General features: G+C 62.2%; 20 protein-coding genes. 15 read left to right on the top strand and 5 right to left on the bottom strand.

Annotation, left to right across the window (positions count from 1 at the left end; translation table 11 throughout):
* Positions 1 to 186 precede the first annotated feature (186 nt).
* Positions 187 to 1,116, top strand: a complete 930-nt coding sequence (locus C8D04_RS09810; protein WP_116004674.1) for a LysR family transcriptional regulator — start codon at positions 187 to 189, stop codon at positions 1,114 to 1,116.
* A 3-nt stretch (positions 1,117 to 1,119) separates the two neighbouring features.
* On the opposite strand, the gene C8D04_RS09805 is transcribed toward C8D04_RS09810, so the two are convergent.
* Together C8D04_RS09805 and C8D04_RS09800 are read right to left on the bottom strand one after the other, a co-directional pair.
* Complete coding sequence (locus C8D04_RS09805; protein WP_116004673.1) at positions 1,120 to 1,608, bottom strand: tRNA (cytidine(34)-2'-O)-methyltransferase; 489 nt, start codon at positions 1,606 to 1,608, stop codon at positions 1,120 to 1,122.
* A 49-nt stretch (positions 1,609 to 1,657) separates the two neighbouring features.
* Complete coding sequence (locus C8D04_RS09800; RefSeq protein ID WP_116004672.1) at positions 1,658 to 2,383, bottom strand: phosphoribosyltransferase family protein; 726 nt, start codon at positions 2,381 to 2,383, stop codon at positions 1,658 to 1,660.
* Between the two features lie 47 nt (positions 2,384 to 2,430).
* Between C8D04_RS09800 and C8D04_RS09795 the strand changes: the two genes are divergently transcribed.
* The 7 genes from C8D04_RS09795 (at position 2,431) to C8D04_RS09770 (ending at position 8,442) form a co-directional block, all read left to right on the top strand.
* Complete coding sequence (locus tag C8D04_RS09795) at positions 2,431 to 3,321, top strand: biotin synthase (RefSeq protein WP_116004671.1); 891 nt, start codon at positions 2,431 to 2,433, stop codon at positions 3,319 to 3,321.
* Positions 3,322 to 3,677: 356 nt separating this feature from the next.
* Positions 3,678 to 4,847, top strand: a complete 1,170-nt coding sequence (gene coxB / locus C8D04_RS09790) for a cytochrome c oxidase subunit II (protein WP_116004670.1) — start codon at positions 3,678 to 3,680, stop codon at positions 4,845 to 4,847.
* A gap of 32 nt (positions 4,848 to 4,879) precedes the next feature.
* Positions 4,880 to 6,511, top strand: a complete 1,632-nt coding sequence (gene ctaD, locus C8D04_RS09785; RefSeq protein ID WP_116006126.1) for a cytochrome c oxidase subunit I — start codon at positions 4,880 to 4,882, stop codon at positions 6,509 to 6,511.
* A gap of 11 nt (positions 6,512 to 6,522) precedes the next feature.
* Complete coding sequence (locus C8D04_RS18970; RefSeq protein ID WP_233521152.1) at positions 6,523 to 6,636, top strand: cytochrome oxidase small assembly protein; 114 nt, start codon at positions 6,523 to 6,525, stop codon at positions 6,634 to 6,636.
* 9 nt (positions 6,637 to 6,645) lie between these two features.
* On the top strand, positions 6,646 to 7,275 hold the full coding sequence (locus C8D04_RS09780; protein WP_116004669.1) for a cytochrome c oxidase assembly protein: 630 nt from the start codon (positions 6,646 to 6,648) through the stop codon (positions 7,273 to 7,275).
* The gene (locus C8D04_RS09775) at positions 7,272 to 7,502 is read left to right on the top strand and encodes a DUF2970 domain-containing protein (RefSeq protein ID WP_116004668.1); all 231 of its coding nucleotides are present in this window, start codon (positions 7,272 to 7,274) and stop codon (positions 7,500 to 7,502) included. Before C8D04_RS09780 ends, C8D04_RS09775 begins: the two co-directional genes overlap by 4 nt.
* A 58-nt stretch (positions 7,503 to 7,560) precedes the next feature.
* On the top strand, positions 7,561 to 8,442 hold the full coding sequence (locus C8D04_RS09770) for a cytochrome c oxidase subunit 3 (protein ID WP_116004667.1): 882 nt from the start codon (positions 7,561 to 7,563) through the stop codon (positions 8,440 to 8,442).
* A gap of 69 nt (positions 8,443 to 8,511) precedes the next feature.
* On the opposite strand, the gene C8D04_RS09765 is transcribed toward C8D04_RS09770, so the two are convergent.
* The gene (locus C8D04_RS09765) at positions 8,512 to 8,733 is read right to left on the bottom strand and encodes a twin transmembrane helix small protein (RefSeq protein ID WP_199562992.1); all 222 of its coding nucleotides are present in this window, start codon (positions 8,731 to 8,733) and stop codon (positions 8,512 to 8,514) included.
* An 84-nt stretch (positions 8,734 to 8,817) separates the two neighbouring features.
* On the opposite strand from C8D04_RS09765, the gene C8D04_RS09760 reads away from it, so the two are divergent.
* The 5 genes from C8D04_RS09760 to C8D04_RS09740 are packed head-to-tail and all read left to right on the top strand — an operon-like array spanning position 8,818 to position 12,890.
* The gene (locus C8D04_RS09760) at positions 8,818 to 9,513 is read left to right on the top strand and encodes an SURF1 family protein (RefSeq protein WP_116006125.1); all 696 of its coding nucleotides are present in this window, start codon (positions 8,818 to 8,820) and stop codon (positions 9,511 to 9,513) included.
* Positions 9,458 to 10,165, top strand: coding sequence for a hypothetical protein (locus C8D04_RS09755; RefSeq protein WP_116004665.1), 708 nt, complete (start codon positions 9,458 to 9,460; stop codon positions 10,163 to 10,165). The genes C8D04_RS09760 and C8D04_RS09755 overlap by 56 nt, the downstream gene beginning before the upstream one ends.
* The gene (locus C8D04_RS09750) at positions 10,162 to 11,379 is read left to right on the top strand and encodes a COX15/CtaA family protein (RefSeq protein WP_116004664.1); all 1,218 of its coding nucleotides are present in this window, start codon (positions 10,162 to 10,164) and stop codon (positions 11,377 to 11,379) included. Before C8D04_RS09755 ends, C8D04_RS09750 begins: the two co-directional genes overlap by 4 nt.
* Positions 11,376 to 12,272 (top strand): heme o synthase, encoded by an 897-nt coding sequence (cyoE, locus tag C8D04_RS09745; RefSeq protein WP_116004663.1) that lies wholly within the window; start codon positions 11,376 to 11,378, stop codon positions 12,270 to 12,272. The genes C8D04_RS09750 and cyoE overlap by 4 nt, the downstream gene beginning before the upstream one ends.
* Positions 12,273 to 12,278: 6 nt before the next feature.
* Positions 12,279 to 12,890, top strand: a complete 612-nt coding sequence (locus C8D04_RS09740; protein WP_116004662.1) for an SCO family protein — start codon at positions 12,279 to 12,281, stop codon at positions 12,888 to 12,890.
* 1 nt (position 12,891) lies between these two features.
* Here C8D04_RS09740 and C8D04_RS09735 read toward each other — a convergent pair whose 3' ends face one another.
* Positions 12,892 to 14,193: a D-amino acid dehydrogenase gene (locus C8D04_RS09735; RefSeq protein ID WP_116004661.1), complete on the bottom strand. Its 1,302-nt coding sequence runs from the start codon at positions 14,191 to 14,193 to the stop codon at positions 12,892 to 12,894.
* A gap of 130 nt (positions 14,194 to 14,323) precedes the next feature.
* Between C8D04_RS09735 and C8D04_RS09730 the strand changes: the two genes are divergently transcribed.
* Positions 14,324 to 14,791 carry an AsnC family transcriptional regulator gene (locus tag C8D04_RS09730; protein WP_116004660.1) on the top strand — a complete coding sequence of 156 codons (468 nt, stop codon included), beginning with the start codon at positions 14,324 to 14,326 and terminating at the stop codon, positions 14,789 to 14,791.
* Positions 14,792 to 14,897: 106 nt separating this feature from the next.
* On the opposite strand, the gene rpoH is transcribed toward C8D04_RS09730, so the two are convergent.
* Positions 14,898 to 15,833, bottom strand: a complete 936-nt coding sequence (gene rpoH, locus C8D04_RS09725) for an RNA polymerase sigma factor RpoH (RefSeq protein ID WP_116004659.1) — start codon at positions 15,831 to 15,833, stop codon at positions 14,898 to 14,900.
* Between the two features lie 222 nt (positions 15,834 to 16,055).
* Here rpoH and cutA point away from each other — a divergent pair, with 222 nt between their 5' ends.
* A complete protein-coding gene (gene cutA, locus C8D04_RS09720; RefSeq protein WP_116004658.1) occupies positions 16,056 to 16,394 on the top strand; it encodes a divalent-cation tolerance protein CutA in 339 nt (112 codons plus the stop codon).
* The last annotated feature ends 3 nt before the right edge of the window (positions 16,395 to 16,397 follow it).

The raw sequence follows: 16,397 nt of genomic DNA, 5'->3' as shown, positions 1-16,397 counted from the left end.
TCGCCTCGCTGCGCGATGCGGGAAGGGGGACGCCGCCAGCGCGGCGGGGCGGCCCTTGCGCGGCGGTCGCTGGCCTGGGCCATGCCAGTCTCACGGGCTGCGAGTGCTAAGCATCGCCTTGGAAGGTGGATGCATTGCAGTGCACCATCTTCAGGCCCGGTCTGTGCTGGGCGGGGGGGCTGAACCATGGATCGCCTGCAAGCCATGAAGATCTTTGCCCGCGTGGTGGACGAGGGCGGCTTTGCCGCTGCCGCCCGCGCCATGGACATGTCGCCACCCGTGGTCACGCGGATGGTGGCTGAGTTGGAACAGCACTTGGGCACGCGATTGCTGCAGCGCACCACCCGCAAGCTGGCTTTGACCGATGCCGGCGATGCCTATTTGCAGCGGGTGCGCGCCATCCTGCACGACATCGAGGATGCTGAGGCCGTCACCGCCGCCAGCACCCGCGATCTGCAAGGCACCGTGCATGTGCTGGCGCCGCCTACGCTGGCCACCTACTTTCTGGCGCCGAGCATGGTGCACTGGCGTGCGCGCTATCCGCGTCTGCTGCTCGACATAGAGACGGACAATTTGGTGGCCGCACGGGTCGATGAGTTCGATGTCACCTTCATGGTGGTACCGGAAGGTTTTGACGGCAACGTGGTGGCGCGCACCCTGTTCCAGGGCGAGGCCATTGTGGTGGCCTCGCCCGATTACTTGCAGCGCATGGGCGTCCCGCAGGAGCCCGAGGACCTGGCGCAGCATCACTATCTGCGCGATTCGGGTCAGGCCGTGCGCGCCCATACCGGGCGCCGTTTGCGTCTGCAGCCGCTGGAGGGTGATGGGCCTGCCCGGGAAGTGGATGCGCCCGTGGTGCTCCAGTCGGTCAGTACCGAGCTGCTGCTGCGCGCAGCGCTGGATGGTGTGGGCGTCACCGTGGTCGCGCAACTGCTGGCGGCCCCTTTTCTGGCCAGCGGTGCGCTGATCCATGTGCTGCCCCAGTGGATCTATTCGCGTTACACAGTGTATGCGGCGCTGCCCTCGCGCCGCATGCTGCCTGCGCGCACCAAGGTTTTTCTGGATTTTGTCAGCGAGCAGGTGCCCCAGGCGGTGGTGGCGCAGCAGGGCGGGTAAAGCTCAGGCTTGAGGGGCTGGCACGGGCGCGATTGCAAAGCTGTTTTGTCGCCAGGCCTCGAACACCGTCACGGCCACGGCGTTGGAGAGGTTCAGGCTGCGCTGGTCCGGCACCATGGGCAAACGCAGCCGCTGCGCCGGCGCAAAGGTTTCGCGCAGTTCAGGCGGCAGGCCCCGCGTTTCAGCGCCAAATACCAGCCAGTCACCGGGCAAAAAGCAGGCATCGTGCACGGTTTGCGTGCCGTGGGTGGTGAGGGCGTACATGCGCAGCGGGTCGGGCTGCGCCGTGCGCAAAAAGGCCGTCCAGCCGGGATGGCGCAGCACCTGCGTGTACTCGTGGTAGTCCAGCCCGGCGCGGCGCATGAGACGGTCTTCCATGGAAAACCCCAGCGGCTCAATCAGGTGCAGTGTGCACCCGGTGTTGGCGGCCAGGCGAATCACATTGCCCGTGTTGGGGGGGATTTCGGGCTCGACCAGGACGATGTGGAACATGGCGCGTATTTTCGTTTGGAATATGGAGCCAGTGGAGTAAGCAGTCGTATCAAAGGGGTGCTTCGGTGCGCGCGAGCACCAGGCCCGCCACTGAAGCTGCGCCCGCCTGGAGCAGGGCCTGGGCGGCGGCTTCCAGGGTGGCGCCGGTGGTCATCACATCGTCCACCAGCACGATGCGCTGGCCTTGCACCTGGGTGGTGCGCAGCGGTTCCACAGCAAAAGCGCCACGAAGGTTGTGCAGGCGTTGCGTACGTGGCAGGCCTTTTTGTGCCACCGTGTCGTGCAGGCGCAGTAGCAGCGTGCTGTCGGTCTTGTGGGGAGCCAACTGCCGGGCCAACAAAAGCGACTGGTTGAAACCACGTTCTTGCAGCCGTTGGCGAGACAAGGGCACCGGCAGTACCAACTGCGCGGCGTCCAGGGCGGGCTCTGCCCAGGGAGTGCTGCGCAGCAGTGCGGCCAGGCTGCTAGCCCAGCCGGGATCACCGTGGAACTTGAATTCGGCCACGATGTCGGCCCAGGGGTAGCTGTAATCCACGGCGGCAATACAGGCGTTTAGCGCTGGTGCCTGCCGCAGGCAGGCGCCGCATTGCGGCCCGCCGGATGGCAAAGGAATGGCGCAGGTGGTGCAGCGGCGGCGCGGCTGGGCAAAGCGTGCGGCGCAGGCATCACACACGCGCCGCGTGGGCCAGGAATGGCACACGGCGCATTGGCTGGGCAGGAGTGCTGCCCAGCGCCCCGCTCTGGCGGAAAGCCCTGATGCGATGTGGCTCAGCATGATGCTGTCAATATATGCGGTTTTTCCAGTCTGCAGAGCCCCGTACCATGCCGTCAGAGTGCCCCCCCACCATCGATCCTGTTGCCGCCGCGCGCTGGCATGCGGCAGCCCCCGCGCATTCCCCCTGGCTGCACGAGGAGGTAGCGCGTCGTATGGAAGGACGCCTGCAATGGATCCGTGAAGCCCCTGCGGCGTGGTGCCACTGGGACGCCGTGCGCGGCGGTCTGGAGGCCCATGCGCTGGTGCGCCAGCGCTATCCGCAAGCCCCGTGCCACGTGGTGGAAACATCGCCACCCTTGCAGGCGCAGGCTGCCAAGGCCCTGGCACAGTCCTGGTGGACTGCTGCGCGCTGGAGAGGCGGGCCGGTGCACTTTGGACGCCCTGCGCAGGGGGCGGTGCAGATGCTCTGGGCCAACATGGCGTTGCACATGGCGCCCGATCCCCAAGCCTTGATAGCGCAGTGGCACCATGCCCTGGCCGTCGATGGCTACCTGATGTTCTCGTGCCTGGGGCCCGATTCGCTGCGCGAACTGCGGGCCGTCTACGCCGCTATGGGCTGGCCTGCACCGGGCCATGCGTTTACCGACATGCACGATTGGGGCGACATGCTTATTGAAGCGGGTTTCGCCGAGCCGGTCATGGACATGGAGCGCATCACGCTCACTTTTCCTACAGCGCAGCGTTTGCTGCAGGAATTGCAGGAGCTGGGAGCCAACTTGCACCCGCAGCGCTTTGCTGGACTGCGCGGGCGCCATTGGCATGCACGTCTGCTGGAGGCGCTGGAGGAGCGCCTGCAGCGGCCGGGTGAGGGTTTGGGGCTGACCTTCGAGATCGTCTATGGCCATGCCTTCAAGCCCGCGCCTCGGATACCTGTCGCAGAGCACAGCGCAGTGTCCCTGCAGGATATGCGTGCCATGCTGCGCAAATCAGCACCATAGAACAAGTTGGTTACGGTTTGTCAATGATTTGTCGCAAATCGCCCCGATCGCGGCCGATGATTTGCGCCAAGCTCTGATTTAAAACAAGGCGCGCTACAATCGCCCCGAATGCCAGCAGGGGAACTTGTGGGGAGACTGCGCCAGCCTCTGGGGCTGTGCCGCAATGGTGTGCGCGCCAAGCGTGGGCCGTTGCTGCGCCGCGCCGCTCACGAACTTCTCTGGCCCCATCCATTCCGGTGCAGGCTGCCGGTGTGCTGTCGCACGAAGATCGTGCCGCAGGCAGGGGCGAGCCGGTAGCGCGGTCCCGCACAAGCGGTACTGGAAATCGATTTGAGAGGCTGAAACAAGTGAGAACCATGAAGAGCATTCCCCGCAAGCTGGCCTCTGTGCTGTGGTTGGCTGCCGCCTGGATGGGAGGCGTGGCGCATGCCGTGTCCGATCTGCCGGGTGGCCCTGCCGTTAATCAGCTCAATCTGCATCCTCCGGTCACGCGCATCGCCGAAGAGCAGCATTTTCTGCACTGGATGATGCTCATCATCTGTACGGTGATCTTCATCGGCGTTTTCGCGGTGATGTTTTATTCCATGTGGAAACACCGCAAGTCGCAGGGTGCCAAGGCAGCCAACTTCCATGAGTCTGTGACCGTGGAAGTGGTCTGGACGGTGATTCCGTTCATCATTGTGATCGCCATGGCCTTGCCTGCTACCAAGGTGCTGGTGGCGCAAAAAGACACCACCAATGCAGACCTCACCATCAAGACCACCGGCTACCAGTGGAAATGGGGCTACGACTACCTCAAGGGCGAGGGCGAGGGCTTGTCCTTTATTTCCACGCTCGACAGCAGCCACCGCGCCATGTCCAACAGCGGCGACGTGACCAATGCACCCGTGGACTACCTGCTGAAGGTGGACAACCCGCTGGTGGTGCCCGTGGGGCAGAAGATTCGCATCATCACCACGGCCAACGACGTGATCCATTCCTTCATGGTGCCCGCGTTTGGCATCAAGCAGGACGCTATCCCCGGTTTTGTGCGCGATACCTGGTTCCGTGCGGATCAGGTAGGTGATTACTACGGTCAGTGCGCCGAGTTGTGCGGCAAGGAGCATGCCTACATGCCGATCCATGTGAAGGTGCTGTCCGCGCAGGACTACTCGCAGTGGGTTCAGACCGAAATGAAGAAGGTTGAAGCCAAGCGGGACGATCCCTCGCGCGTCTGGGCGCTGGACGATCTTGTCAAGCGTGGCGAGAAGGTCTATGCATCCAACTGCGCGGCTTGCCACCAGGCTAACGGCAAGGGCGCCGGTTCCATCAAGGCGCTCGATGGCTCTGCCATCGTGAAAGACGCTAACCATGTGCTCCAGATTCAGACCGTGTTGCACGGGGCTGCCAATGGTGCCATGCCGTCATGGAAACAATTGAGCGACACGGATCTGGCCGCAGTGATCAGCTATACCAAAAACGCATGGTCGAACAAGACGGGCCAGCTCGTGCAGCCTGCTGAAGTCGTGGCCCAGCGCGGCAAGTGATCCGCGTTGAAAAGAGCATTGAGGAATCCAATATGAGCGCAGTTCTCGACCACCCCGCACACGCAGGCGGCCACGACCACGATGACCACCACCACGCAGCACCCAGTGGCTGGCGCCGCTGGCTGTTTGCTACCAACCACAAGGACATTGGCACGCTGTATTTGCTGTTCTCGTTCACCATGCTGATGGTGGGCGGCGTGCTTGCGCTGATGATCCGCGCTGAGCTGTTCCAGCCGGGCCTGCAGCTCGTCAATCCGGAGTTGTTCAACCAGCTCACGACCATGCACGGCCTGATCATGGTGTTCGGCGCCATCATGCCGGCCTTTGTGGGTTTTGCGAACTGGATGATTCCGCTGCAAATTGGCGCATCGGACATGGCTTTTGCGCGCATGAACAACTTCAGCTTCTGGCTGATGATTCCCGCCGCGCTGCTGTTGGTGGGCTCGTTCTTCATGCCCGGCGGTGCGCCGGCTGCCGGTTGGACGCTGTATGCACCGCTGACGCTGCAGATGGGCCCGTCGATGGATGCCGGTATTTTTGCCATGCACATTCTGGGTGCGTCGTCCATCATGGGCTCTATCAATATCATCGTCACCGTCCTGAATATGCGCGCTCCCGGCATGACGTTGATGAAGATGCCCATGTTCTGCTGGACCTGGCTGATTACGGCGTACCTGCTGATCGCCGTGATGCCTGTGCTGGCTGGCGCCATCACCATGACCCTGACGGATCGCCACTTTGGCACCAGCTTCTTCAACCCCGCGGGCGGCGGTGACCCGGTGATGTACCAGCACATCTTCTGGTTCTTTGGTCACCCAGAGGTCTACATCATGATCTTGCCGGCCTTCGGCATCATCAGCCAGATCGTTCCCGCGTTTGCACGTAAGAAGCTGTTTGGCTACGCCTCCATGGTGTATGCGACCTCGTCGATCGCCATTCTTTCGTTCATTGTGTGGGCGCACCACATGTTCACCACTGGCATGCCGGTGACCGGACAGTTGTTCTTCATGTACGCCACCATGCTGATTTCGGTGCCCACGGCGGTAAAGATTTTCAACTGGGTGGCCACCATGTGGCGAGGCTCGATGACCTTCGAGACGCCCATGCTGTTTTCGGTGGGTTTCATCTTCGTGTTCACCATCGGGGGTTTCACGGGTCTGATCCTGGCGATGGCCCCGATCGACATCCAACTGCAGGACACCTACTACGTGGTGGCGCATTTCCACTATGTTCTGGTGGCGGGTTCGCTGTTTGCCATGTTTGCAGGCGCCTACTACTGGCTGCCCAAGTGGACCGGCGTGATGTATTCCGAAACGCGCGGCCAGATTCACTTCTGGTGGTCGATGATTTCGTTCAACATCACGTTTTTCCCCATGCACTTCCTGGGCCTGGCGGGCATGCCACGTCGTTATGCCGACTACCCCATGCAGTTTGCTGACTTCAATATGCTCGCCAGCATCGGAGGCTTTGCTTTCGGGTTTGCGCAGGTCTATTTCTTCTTGTTCGTGGTGTTGCCGGCCATGCGTGGCAAGGGCGCCAAAGCCCCCTCGAAGCCCTGGGATGGTGCCGAAGGGCTGGAGTGGGAAGTGCCTTCGCCCGCACCCTTCCACACCTTTGTGAACCCGCCCAAGCTGGACGCCACGGCGACCCGCATCATTGGTTGAGGAGCAAAGCCATGACGACTGTAGAACAGAAAAAATCCAACCTGCGCATGGCGCTGGTGCTGGCCTCGGTAGCCGCCACCTTCTTCGTGGGTTTCATGGCCAAAATGATTGTGCTGAGCCACTGAGCACGGGCCATGAACCGACGCCGCGAAAATGCCAGGATGGTGGGCAAGCTGGCCGTGATAACGGTGGGCATGTTCGCCTTTGGCTATGCGCTGATCCCGATTTATCAGCGCATCTGTGAAGCCACGGGGATCAACATCCTCTCGCTGTCCGAGCGCCAGGTGCCTGGCAATGGCCAAGCAGGGCCGGATGCGCGGCGTGGGCTGAATACGCAGGTCGACAAGAGCCGCACCATTACGGTTGAATTCGACGCCAATGCGCGTGGCCCCTGGGAGTTCAAACCCGCGACGCGCTCGATTCAGGTGCACCCGGGCGAGCTGACCACTGTCATGTATGAATTCCAGAATGTGCAGAACCGGCGCATGGCTGCCCAGGCCATCCCCAGTTACGCGCCGCGCCAGGCTGCAGCGCACTTCACGAAATTGGAGTGCTTCTGCTTCAACCAGTACACGCTGGAACCTGGTGAAAAGCGCGAGTGGCCAGTGGCCTTCGTGATCGATCCGCGGCTGTCCAAGGATGTCACCACGATCACGCTGTCCTACACCTTCTTCGAGGTGGGCGGCAAGACGCCCGCGGCGCCCACCACGGCAGCGGCTGTGCCGCCCGCACCCTTGATGGCGCTGGAGGCCGCAGGTACATGAACCACAGCGATGCGAACAACGATAACCCGCAGGGCGAAGTGCTGCGCAAGGGTTCCCTGTTGCGCACCATGAAAGCGGTCGCCTGGTCCCTGATTGGGCTGCGCAAGGACAGTGAATACCGGAACGATCTGGAACGCATCAATCCACTGCACATCATCGCGGTCGGGCTGATTGCCATCTTCGCGCTGGTGGCTTTTTTGATCGTGGCAGTGAAATTAATAGTCTGAGCCCTTTGGCCCATGCCCATGGAACGAATAACAAAGAAACTGAGAGTCAGGAGCTGAAATGAGTGCAACAACCCACGGCGCAACCCCGTACTACTACGTTCCCGCAGAGTCGCGCCATCCCATCATGGCGGCGATAGGGCTGTTTTTCGTGATCCTGGGCGCCAGCCAATGGATTAATGGACAAGACTGGGGGCAGTATTCGCTGTTCCTGGGACTGGCCTGGTGGCTGTTCGTGCTGTACCAGTGGTTCCGTGATGCAGCGCAAGAAAGCGAAGGCGGTCTGTACAGCCGCAAGATTGACCTCTCGTACCGCTGGAGCATGAGCTGGTTCATCTTTTCGGAGGTGATGTTCTTCGGCGCCTTCTTCACGGCCTTGTGGTGGGCACGTGCCCACTCGGTGCCTGCCCTCGGGAGCTTGGACAATGCCATTCTCTGGCCCGACTTCAAGGCCGTCTGGCCCAGCATGGCCGCTGGTGCCACGGGTTCGCCCGCCGGTATTGTCGAGCCGTTCCAGACCGTCGGCCCATTCTGGTTGCCGACCATCAACACGGCCCTGCTGCTGACCTCGGGGGTGACGCTCACCATCGCCCACCATGCGCTGCGCGAGAACCTGCGCGGCAAGACCATCGCTTTCATGTGGATCACGGTGCTGCTGGGTGTCACGTTCCTGTGCGTTCAAGGCTATGAGTACTATCACCTCTACACCGATCTGAACCTCAAGATGACGTCGGGTGTGTTTGGCTCCACCTTCTTCATGCTGACGGGTTTCCATGGTTTCCACGTGTTTCTGGGCATGCTGATGCTGCTGGTCATCACGCTGCGGCTGCAGAAGGGCCATTTCACTGCTGAGCACCATTTCGGTTTCGAAGGAGCAGCCTGGTATTGGCACTTCGTTGACGTGGTCTGGCTGGGCCTGTATTTGCTGGTCTACTGGATGTAACAGGCCGGTTCGCAGGCAAAAAAGGCGCCGCAAGGCGCCTTTTTTTCTGGCGGATGGTGGGCTTTGGCGTCAGCGGCTTGCGGGCAGCCCCGTGGGCTGGATGTAGCCGAGCTTCCATGCCAACAGAAGACAGACAAACAAGAATATGGAAAGGCCTACCCGCCAAGCCAGCGCCCCGGCCATACGGCGGCCGCTGGCCTGGTTATCCTTGCCAGCGCGCATCATGAAGAACAGCGCGGCACCAAGGCTGGCGAGAATGGCCAAAAATACAAGTATCACCAGAATGATCATGGGGGACATTATCCAGTGACTGCGCCGCGCCGTGTGCGCCTCGATTCCCGCTTCTGGCTGGTCACGGCTGCTGCCGTGGCCACCATGGCCGCCACGGCAGCGTTAGGGCGCTGGCAGCTCGACCGCGCAGCCCAGAAAGAGGCTTTGCAAGCGGTCATCGATGCCCGCATTCACCTGCCGCCCCTGGAGGCCGACGCCTTCGAACAAATGGTGGCATCCGGTACGGCGGAGGCATTGCATCGCCGGGTGGTGTTGCGCGGGCACTGGGTGGCGCGCAACACGGTGTTTCTGGACAATCGGCAAATGCAGGGGCGGCAAGGGTTCATCGTGGTCACGCCGCTGCAGCCTGAGCACAGTCCGGCCGCCATCCTGGTGCAGCGTGGCTGGGTGCCGCGCAATTTTCAAGACCGTACCGCTTTGCCTCCCGTGGCCACGCCTGAAGGCTTGGTGGAGCTGACTGGGCGTATTGCAGCACCTCCGACACGCCTGCTAGAGCTCGAAGGGGGCCACCAGGCGGAGGGGTCTTCCCGTATCCGGCAAAATCTCGACCTGGATGCGTTCAAGTCCGAAACAGGGTTGCCGCTGGCGGATGTCTCCGTTTTGCAAACAGATGCCGAAAATGAGGGCTTGCTGCGCCAATGGCCACAGGCTCGTGCCGGTGTGGAAAAGAACTACGGCTACGCATTCCAATGGTTCGGGCTTTGCAGCCTGATTGCGATTCTTTATGTCTGGTTTCAACTTGTCCGACGCTTCATCCGCCCCCGCAACACAACGCCCTGATGCCGCCACGCCCCCGGCAGGTACCGGCGGGGCTGCGCAGAAAACACGCCGCCGCGCCCGCTGGAAGCTGCTGCTGCTGTTGCTGGTGTGCGTATCGCCCGTGGTGGCGTCGTATTTCACCTACTACGTGGTGCGGCCTGAAGGCCGGCGCAATTTCGGCACGCTGGTACAGCCCCAGCGGCCTATGCCCGACCTGGCCACAACCGCGCTGGATGGCCATGGTGGCAGCCTGCGCGCTTTGCGGGACCAGTGGCTGTTGGTGAGCGTGGCGCCTGCCGGGTGCGACGAGCCCTGCCAGAAGCAACTCTATCTGCAGCGCCAGATGCGCGAGAGCCTGGGCAAGGACAAGGATCGACTGGACTGGGTGTGGCTGGTGACCGATGGGGCGCCGTTGCCCGACACGATCCAGCCGGGGCTGAAGGAGGCCACGGTGCTGCGCGTGGATGCGACGGCACTGGCGCAGTGGCTGGAGCCCGAGGCGGGCCATGCATTGTCTGATCACCTGTATGTGGTGGATCCCATGGGCAACTGGATGATGCGATTCCCCCCAGGCCTGGACACGGCTGCCGCCGCCAAGGCCAAGCGGGATCTGGAGCGCCTGCTGCGGGCTTCGGCCTCCTGGGATACTGCCGGTCGCATGGAATTGAAATGACCGATCTCTACGATCTCTCGCCGCTCCTGCGCTTGATGCTGCTGGGGACCGTGATTGCCCTGGGACCCTTGGCGTGGGTGTGGTGGCGCAGCCGTGGATCTTCCCGGGGGCGGCGTTTGCAGGCCCTGACGGTACTCACGCTGTTTCTGACGTTCGATCTGGTGATGTTTGGCTCCTTCACGCGCCTGACCGACTCTGGTCTGGGGTGCCCCGACTGGCCCGGCTGCTATGGCAACGCCAGCCCGCTGGGGGCACACAGTGAAATTTCGGCGGCGCAGCAGGCCATGCCCACCGGGCCGGTGACACATGGCAAAGCCTGGGTGGAAATGGTGCACCGTTACCTGGCCACCGGTGTGGGTGTGTTGATCATCGTCTTGACCGTGGCCGCCTGGCGCGAGCGCCGCCGGGCCCGTAGCGCTGCCGCCCCAACGGGCGATGAAGCCTTGAGCCCCTGGTGGCCCACGGTGACGCTGGCATGGGTGTGCCTGCAAGGCGCGTTTGGCGCCCTGACCGTGACCATGAAGCTGTTTCCCGCGATCGTTACCTTGCATTTGATAGGAGGGCTGGTGTTGCTGGCGCTGCTGTGCGTGCAGGCCGTGCGTTACACCCGCGCCACTGCGGGTGTAGGGCCTGCACCGGTGGCCCCGGGCCTGCGCTTCTTGCTGTGGCTGGCTTTGCTGCTGGTGTCAGCACAGGTGGTACTGGGCGGTTGGGTGAGCACCAACTATGCGGTGCTGGCGTGTACCACCTTTCCCGCTTGCCAGGGAAGCTGGTGGCCCGAGATGGATTTTTCCCAGGCTTTTGAGGTGTGGCGACCCCTGGGCCTGCTCAAGGATGGCAGCCATATCGGCTTTGCCGCGCTGACAGCCATCCACTACGTGCACCGGCTTTTTGCCTATGCCGTGCTGGCCTTGCTGGTGCTGCTGGCCTGGCGCCTGCGCAGCCCAGGGCCGCAGGCTGACGGCACGCCAGCCCATGGGCGGCAGCGGGTTGTGCAGGCGCGCTGGCTGCTGGGCCTGGCCGCCTTGCAATTGCTGACCGGTTTAAGCAACGTGGTGCTGGACTGGCCGCTGGTGGCTGCCGTGCTGCACACGGGCGGCGCTGCTGCGCTGGTGGTGGTGCTGACCTGGGCGCTGGATTCCAGCACGGTGCTGGCGCGAGGAGTCGACCGTGTACAACGCACCCCGGTGGGTGCCACAGGAGCCAAGGCATGAGCATCGCTGCGTCTCTTCCTACATCGTCGCGTCTGGTGCAGTACTACCAGCTGACCAAGCCGCGCGTGGTGCAGCTGATCGTGTTTTGCGCGCTGATTGGCATGGTGCTGGCCGTGCCGGGCCTGCCGTCGGGCAATGAGCTGCTGCGCATGCTGGCAGCCAGTGCGGGCATCTGGCTGGTCGCGGGTGCTGCAGCTGCGTTTAATTGCCTGGTGGAAAAAACCATTGATGCCAAGATGAAACGCACCGCCTGGCGCCCCACGGCCAAGGGACAGCTGTCGGATATGCAGGCGCTGGTCTTCTCGGCCGTGTTGTGTGTGGCGGGTTCGGCCATCTTGCTGGTCTGGGTCAACCCCATCACGATGTGGCTGACCTTTGCCACCTTCGTGGGCTATGCGGTGATCTACACCCTGCTGCTCAAACCCAACACGCCGCAGAACATCGTGATCGGCGGCGCCTCAGGCGCCATGCCGCCGGTGCTGGGCTGGGCGTCCATGACGGGCAATGTGGGCCCGGAGGCGCTGATCCTGTTCCTGATTATTTTCCTGTGGACGCCGCCTCACTTTTGGGCCTTGGCCCTTTACCGCGTGGAGGAGTACCGCAAGTCGGGCCTGCCGATGCTGCCTGTGACGCATGGCAATGCCTTCACGCGGCTGCAGGTGTTTCTCTACACCCTGGTTCTTTTTGCCGGTTGCCTGATGCCCTTTGTTTACGGCATGAGTTCGTGGATCTATCTGGCAGCGGCAGTGCTGCTCAGCGGCGGTTTTTGCGCCTATGGTTTTGCGCTGTGGCGCAACTACTCGGATGCGCTGGCCCGCAAAACCTTCCGTTTTTCCCTTATTCACCTGAGCCTGCTGTTTGCGGCGCTACTGATCGATCACTATGTTCTGTGAGGTTCCATGCTGAAACGCAATACTCTTAAAACGATAGCTGCTTGCGCTCTACTGGTAAGCGCTGGAGGCATGTTAACCGCTTGCTCTAAAGGCAAACCCGAGTTCCGCGGCGTGGACATCTCCGAGGTGGACTATGCGCGTGACTTCCCGCTCCCCGACCACAACGGGCAGCAGCGCAGCATTAAGGACTTCAGCGGCAAGGTGGTGGTGGTTTTCTTTGGTTACACCCAGTGCCCCGATGTGTGCCCGACCACCATGCAGGAAATGGCCGAGGTCAAGCGCATGCTGGGCAAGGATGGCGATCGTCTGCAGGCGATTTTTGTCACGGTCGACCCCGAGCGCGATACGGCGGACATGCTCAAGGCCTACATGGGCAATTTCGATCCAAGCTTTTTGGCCCTGCGCGGCACGCCCGAGCAGACCGCTGCGGTGGCCAAGGACTTCAAGATTTACTACAAGAAGGTTGATGGCAAAACGCCCACCAGCTACACCATGGACCACTCGGCCGGCAGCTACATCTACGACACACAGGGGCGGCTGCGCGTCTACTACCGCTACGGCAGCGGTGTCGAGGCACTCGCCGCTGACGTGCGCACCTTGCTGGACGAGGCGAAGTAAATCAGGCCGCAGCGCCCGCCGAGTGGGGGGCGGCTGAGCGGGTGCGGGCAGGTGCCAGGTAGCGCGACAAAGCCAGCCCATCGGTGCGGATTTCTGGCGTATGGCCCATAGCCAAGTCAGCTACCAGCTTGCCTGAGCCGCATGCCATGGTCCAGCCCAGGGTGCCGTGGCCGGTGTTGAGCAGCAGGTTGGCGTAGGGCGTGGCGCCGACAATCGGCGTGCTGTCGGGTGTCATGGGGCGCAGGCCCGTCCAGAACTCCGCCTTGGGCAGGTCGCCGCCAGGGAACAGGTCGCTCACCACCATCTCCAGCGTCGCGCGCCGACGCGGATTGAGCGAGAGGTCAAACCCCGCCAGCTCGGCCATGCCACCCACGCGAATACGGTCGTCGAAGCGCGTGACCGCTACTTTGTAGGTCTCGTCGAGTACGGTCGATTGCGGCGCCAGCGCCGGGTTGAGCAGCGGCACCGTCAGTGAATAGCCCTTGACCGGATAGACCGGCAGCTTGAGCCCCAGCGGCTCCAGAAAGCCGCGCGAATAGCTTCCAAACGCCAGCACATAGCGGTCGGCCGTCAACACCTGGCCGCCCACGCGTACACCGGTGATACTGCCGCCTTCGCTGAGCAGGCCGTCGACCGACTGGTCAAAACGGAAATCTACCCCCAGGCCACGCGCCAGCTCGGTCAGCTGCTGTGTGAACATGTGGCAGTCACCGGTTTCGTCGTTGGGCAGGCGCAGGCCGCCGGTGAGGCGGTCGCGCGCCTGCGCCAGTGCAGGCTCCACTGAGGCGAGCTGGTCGCGGTCCAGCAGTTCGTAGGGTACGCCGCATTCCTGCAGCACCGCGACATCGCGCTGTACGGCATCGAGCTGGGCCTGCGTGCGAAACAGCTGCAAGGTGCCCTGGCTGCGGTGCTCGTAGGCGATGCCGGTGTCCGCGCGCAACTGGCGCAGGCAGATGCGGCTGTATTCGGCCACGCGCATCATGCGTTCCTTGTTGACTGCGTAGCGGTCGGCCGAGCAGTTTTTCAGCATGGCGGCCATCCAGCGCAGCTGGAACAGGCTGCCGTCGGGCCGGATCGAGAGCGGGGCGTGCTTCTGGAACATCCACTTCATGGCCTTGAAGGGAATGCCGGGCGCGGCCCAGGGCGTTGAATAGCCGGGAGATACCTGGCCAGCGTTGGCGAAGCTGGTTTCTTGCGCAGGGCCACTCTGGCGGTCGAGCAGCACCACTTCGGCGCCGGCGCGGGCCAGGTAATACGCAGTCGTGGTGCCGATCACGCCGCCACCCAAAACTATGACTTTCATCGCGCACTCCAATGTCAACAAGATTTATGGGGAGTTTATGGATTTGAATGCAGCAAATTTCACTTAATATGAATGGACATACGAGAATTTCAGCTGAAATTGACTGCGTTTTTGCCACCACGCCCTTCAAATGACCGAACTCGATCGCATCGACCGAAAAATCCTCGACATCCTGCAGCGCCAGGGCCGTATTTCCATGACCGAGCTGGCCGAGCAGGTGGGCTTGTCCACCTCGCCGTGTTCCGAGCGGGTGCGGCGCATGGAGCGTGAAAAAGTCATCACCGGGTACCACGCGAAGGTGGACCCGGCGGCGCTCGGCAAGACGCTGCTGGTGTTTGTCGAGATCACGCTCTCATCCAAGTCGGGCGACGTGTTCGACAAGGTGCGCCAGGAGCTGCTGCACCTGCCCGAGGTCATGGAGTGCCACCTGGTGTCGGGGAGCTTCGATTACCTGGTCAAGGCGCGGCTGGGCGGCATGAGCGAGTATCGTCACCTGCTGGGCGATATGCTGAAGAAGCTGCCTGTCACCGCCCAGTCCCACAGCTACGTGGTGATGGAAGAGGTCAAGGAAAGCCAGGTCCTGCCCGTGGACCGTTGAGTGCCGCAGCCCCGTGGGTGGATCGGCATCCAGAACCCCCGATTTTCCAAAAAAGAAGCGCGCAACCTGGGAGGGTGCGCGCCTTTTGAAGGTGATTACAAGGCGGTCAGGCGTATTCAGCCAGGCTTTTCTTCATTTTCTTCATGGCCGCCACCTCGATTTGGCGGATGCGTTCGGCGCTCACGCTGTAAACCGCTGCCAGTTCGTGCAGCGTCATGCCGCCCGAACCATCGTCGTTGACCTTGAGCCAACGCTCTTCCACGATGCGGCGGCTGCGTTCATCCAGGCTGGAGAGGGCTGTGGCAATGCCGTCGGTGGCCAGTTCGTCACGCTGGCGCGACTCGATCATGGACGTGGGCTCGTGCGCGACATCGGCCAGGTAGGCAATGGGGCCAAAGGCCTGCTCACCATCGTCCGAAGGTGCGGGATCCAGCAGCACATCGCCGCCCGACATGCGCGTCTCCATCTCCATGACTTCTTCGCGCTTGACCTTGAGCTGCGCTGCCACCAGGTCGATTTCATGCTCGGACAGCGTATTGCGGTGCGTGTCGTTGGCGTCAACGTCGGCCTTGAAGCCTTGCTTCATTGAGCGCAGGTTGAAAAACAGCTTGCGCTGGGCCTTGGTGGTGGCCACCTTGACCATGCGCCAGTTCTTCAGGATGTATTCGTGGATCTCGGCTTTGATCCAATGCATGGCGTAGCTGACCAGACGCACGCCTTGATCCGGGTCGAAGCGCTTGACCGCCTTCATCAGACCAATGTTGCCTTCCTGGATCAAGTCGCCGTGCGGCAGCCCGTAGCCCAAATACTGGCGCGAGATTGAAACCACCAGGCGCAGGTGTGACATCACCAACTTACCGGCGGCATCCAGATCGTTGTCTTTGCGCAAGGCACGTGCGGCCGACTGCTCTTCTTCAGGGGTCAGCAGTGGCAGGCGGTTGACCGCTGAAATGTAGGCGTCCAGATTGCCCAGCGGCGGCACCAGCGCCCAGGGGTTGGCAGGGGCCAGGGCCGTCGTTGCGGATCCAGATTGAATGGTCATTCTAGAATTCCTTTCCTCAATATCATCATATTAGCACTCTCTTCGAGGGACTGCTAAACCCGAAGTTCCCCTGGGGGCTAGGGTGTAGGTTTTACGAATTTTTGAGTGAAAATGGCTCCTGACGCTTAATGGATAAGCGCTAATAGCTATAAAAATAGTAGCGTAATGCCGTGATTTCTTTGTTCCATGAGGAACCGGGGCAGCCTACCCAAGGAGAACTGTATGAAACTGCTGGAGGCTTGCGCTGAACTGAGCGCCGTCACAACCACGGTGGCCACCGCGCAAGAGGCCCGGCGTCTGGCGCAGGCCGTGCTGCAGCAGCGCCTGGCCGCCTGTGTGCAGATTGAGGTGATCGCCTCGCACTACCACTGGAAGGGCACGCTGCATGAAGAAAGCGAGCACCGTCTGGTGTGCAAGACCCTGCCTGTGGCCGTGCCGGCGCTGCTGGGTTTGTTGCGGGCGCAGCATCCCTACGCATTGCCTGAGCTGGTGGTGCAGCCGCTGCGGGCCACGGCGGAATATGCCGACTGGGTGCGACAGGAGATTCAGACGGTCTCCTGAAGC

Source organism: Simplicispira sp. 125 (assembly GCF_003096555.1).
Classification (GTDB): Bacteria; Pseudomonadota; Gammaproteobacteria; order Burkholderiales; family Burkholderiaceae_C; genus Simplicispira.
Note: the sequence above shows the minus strand (reverse complement) of the source record. Positions and strands in the feature narration are given on the sequence as shown.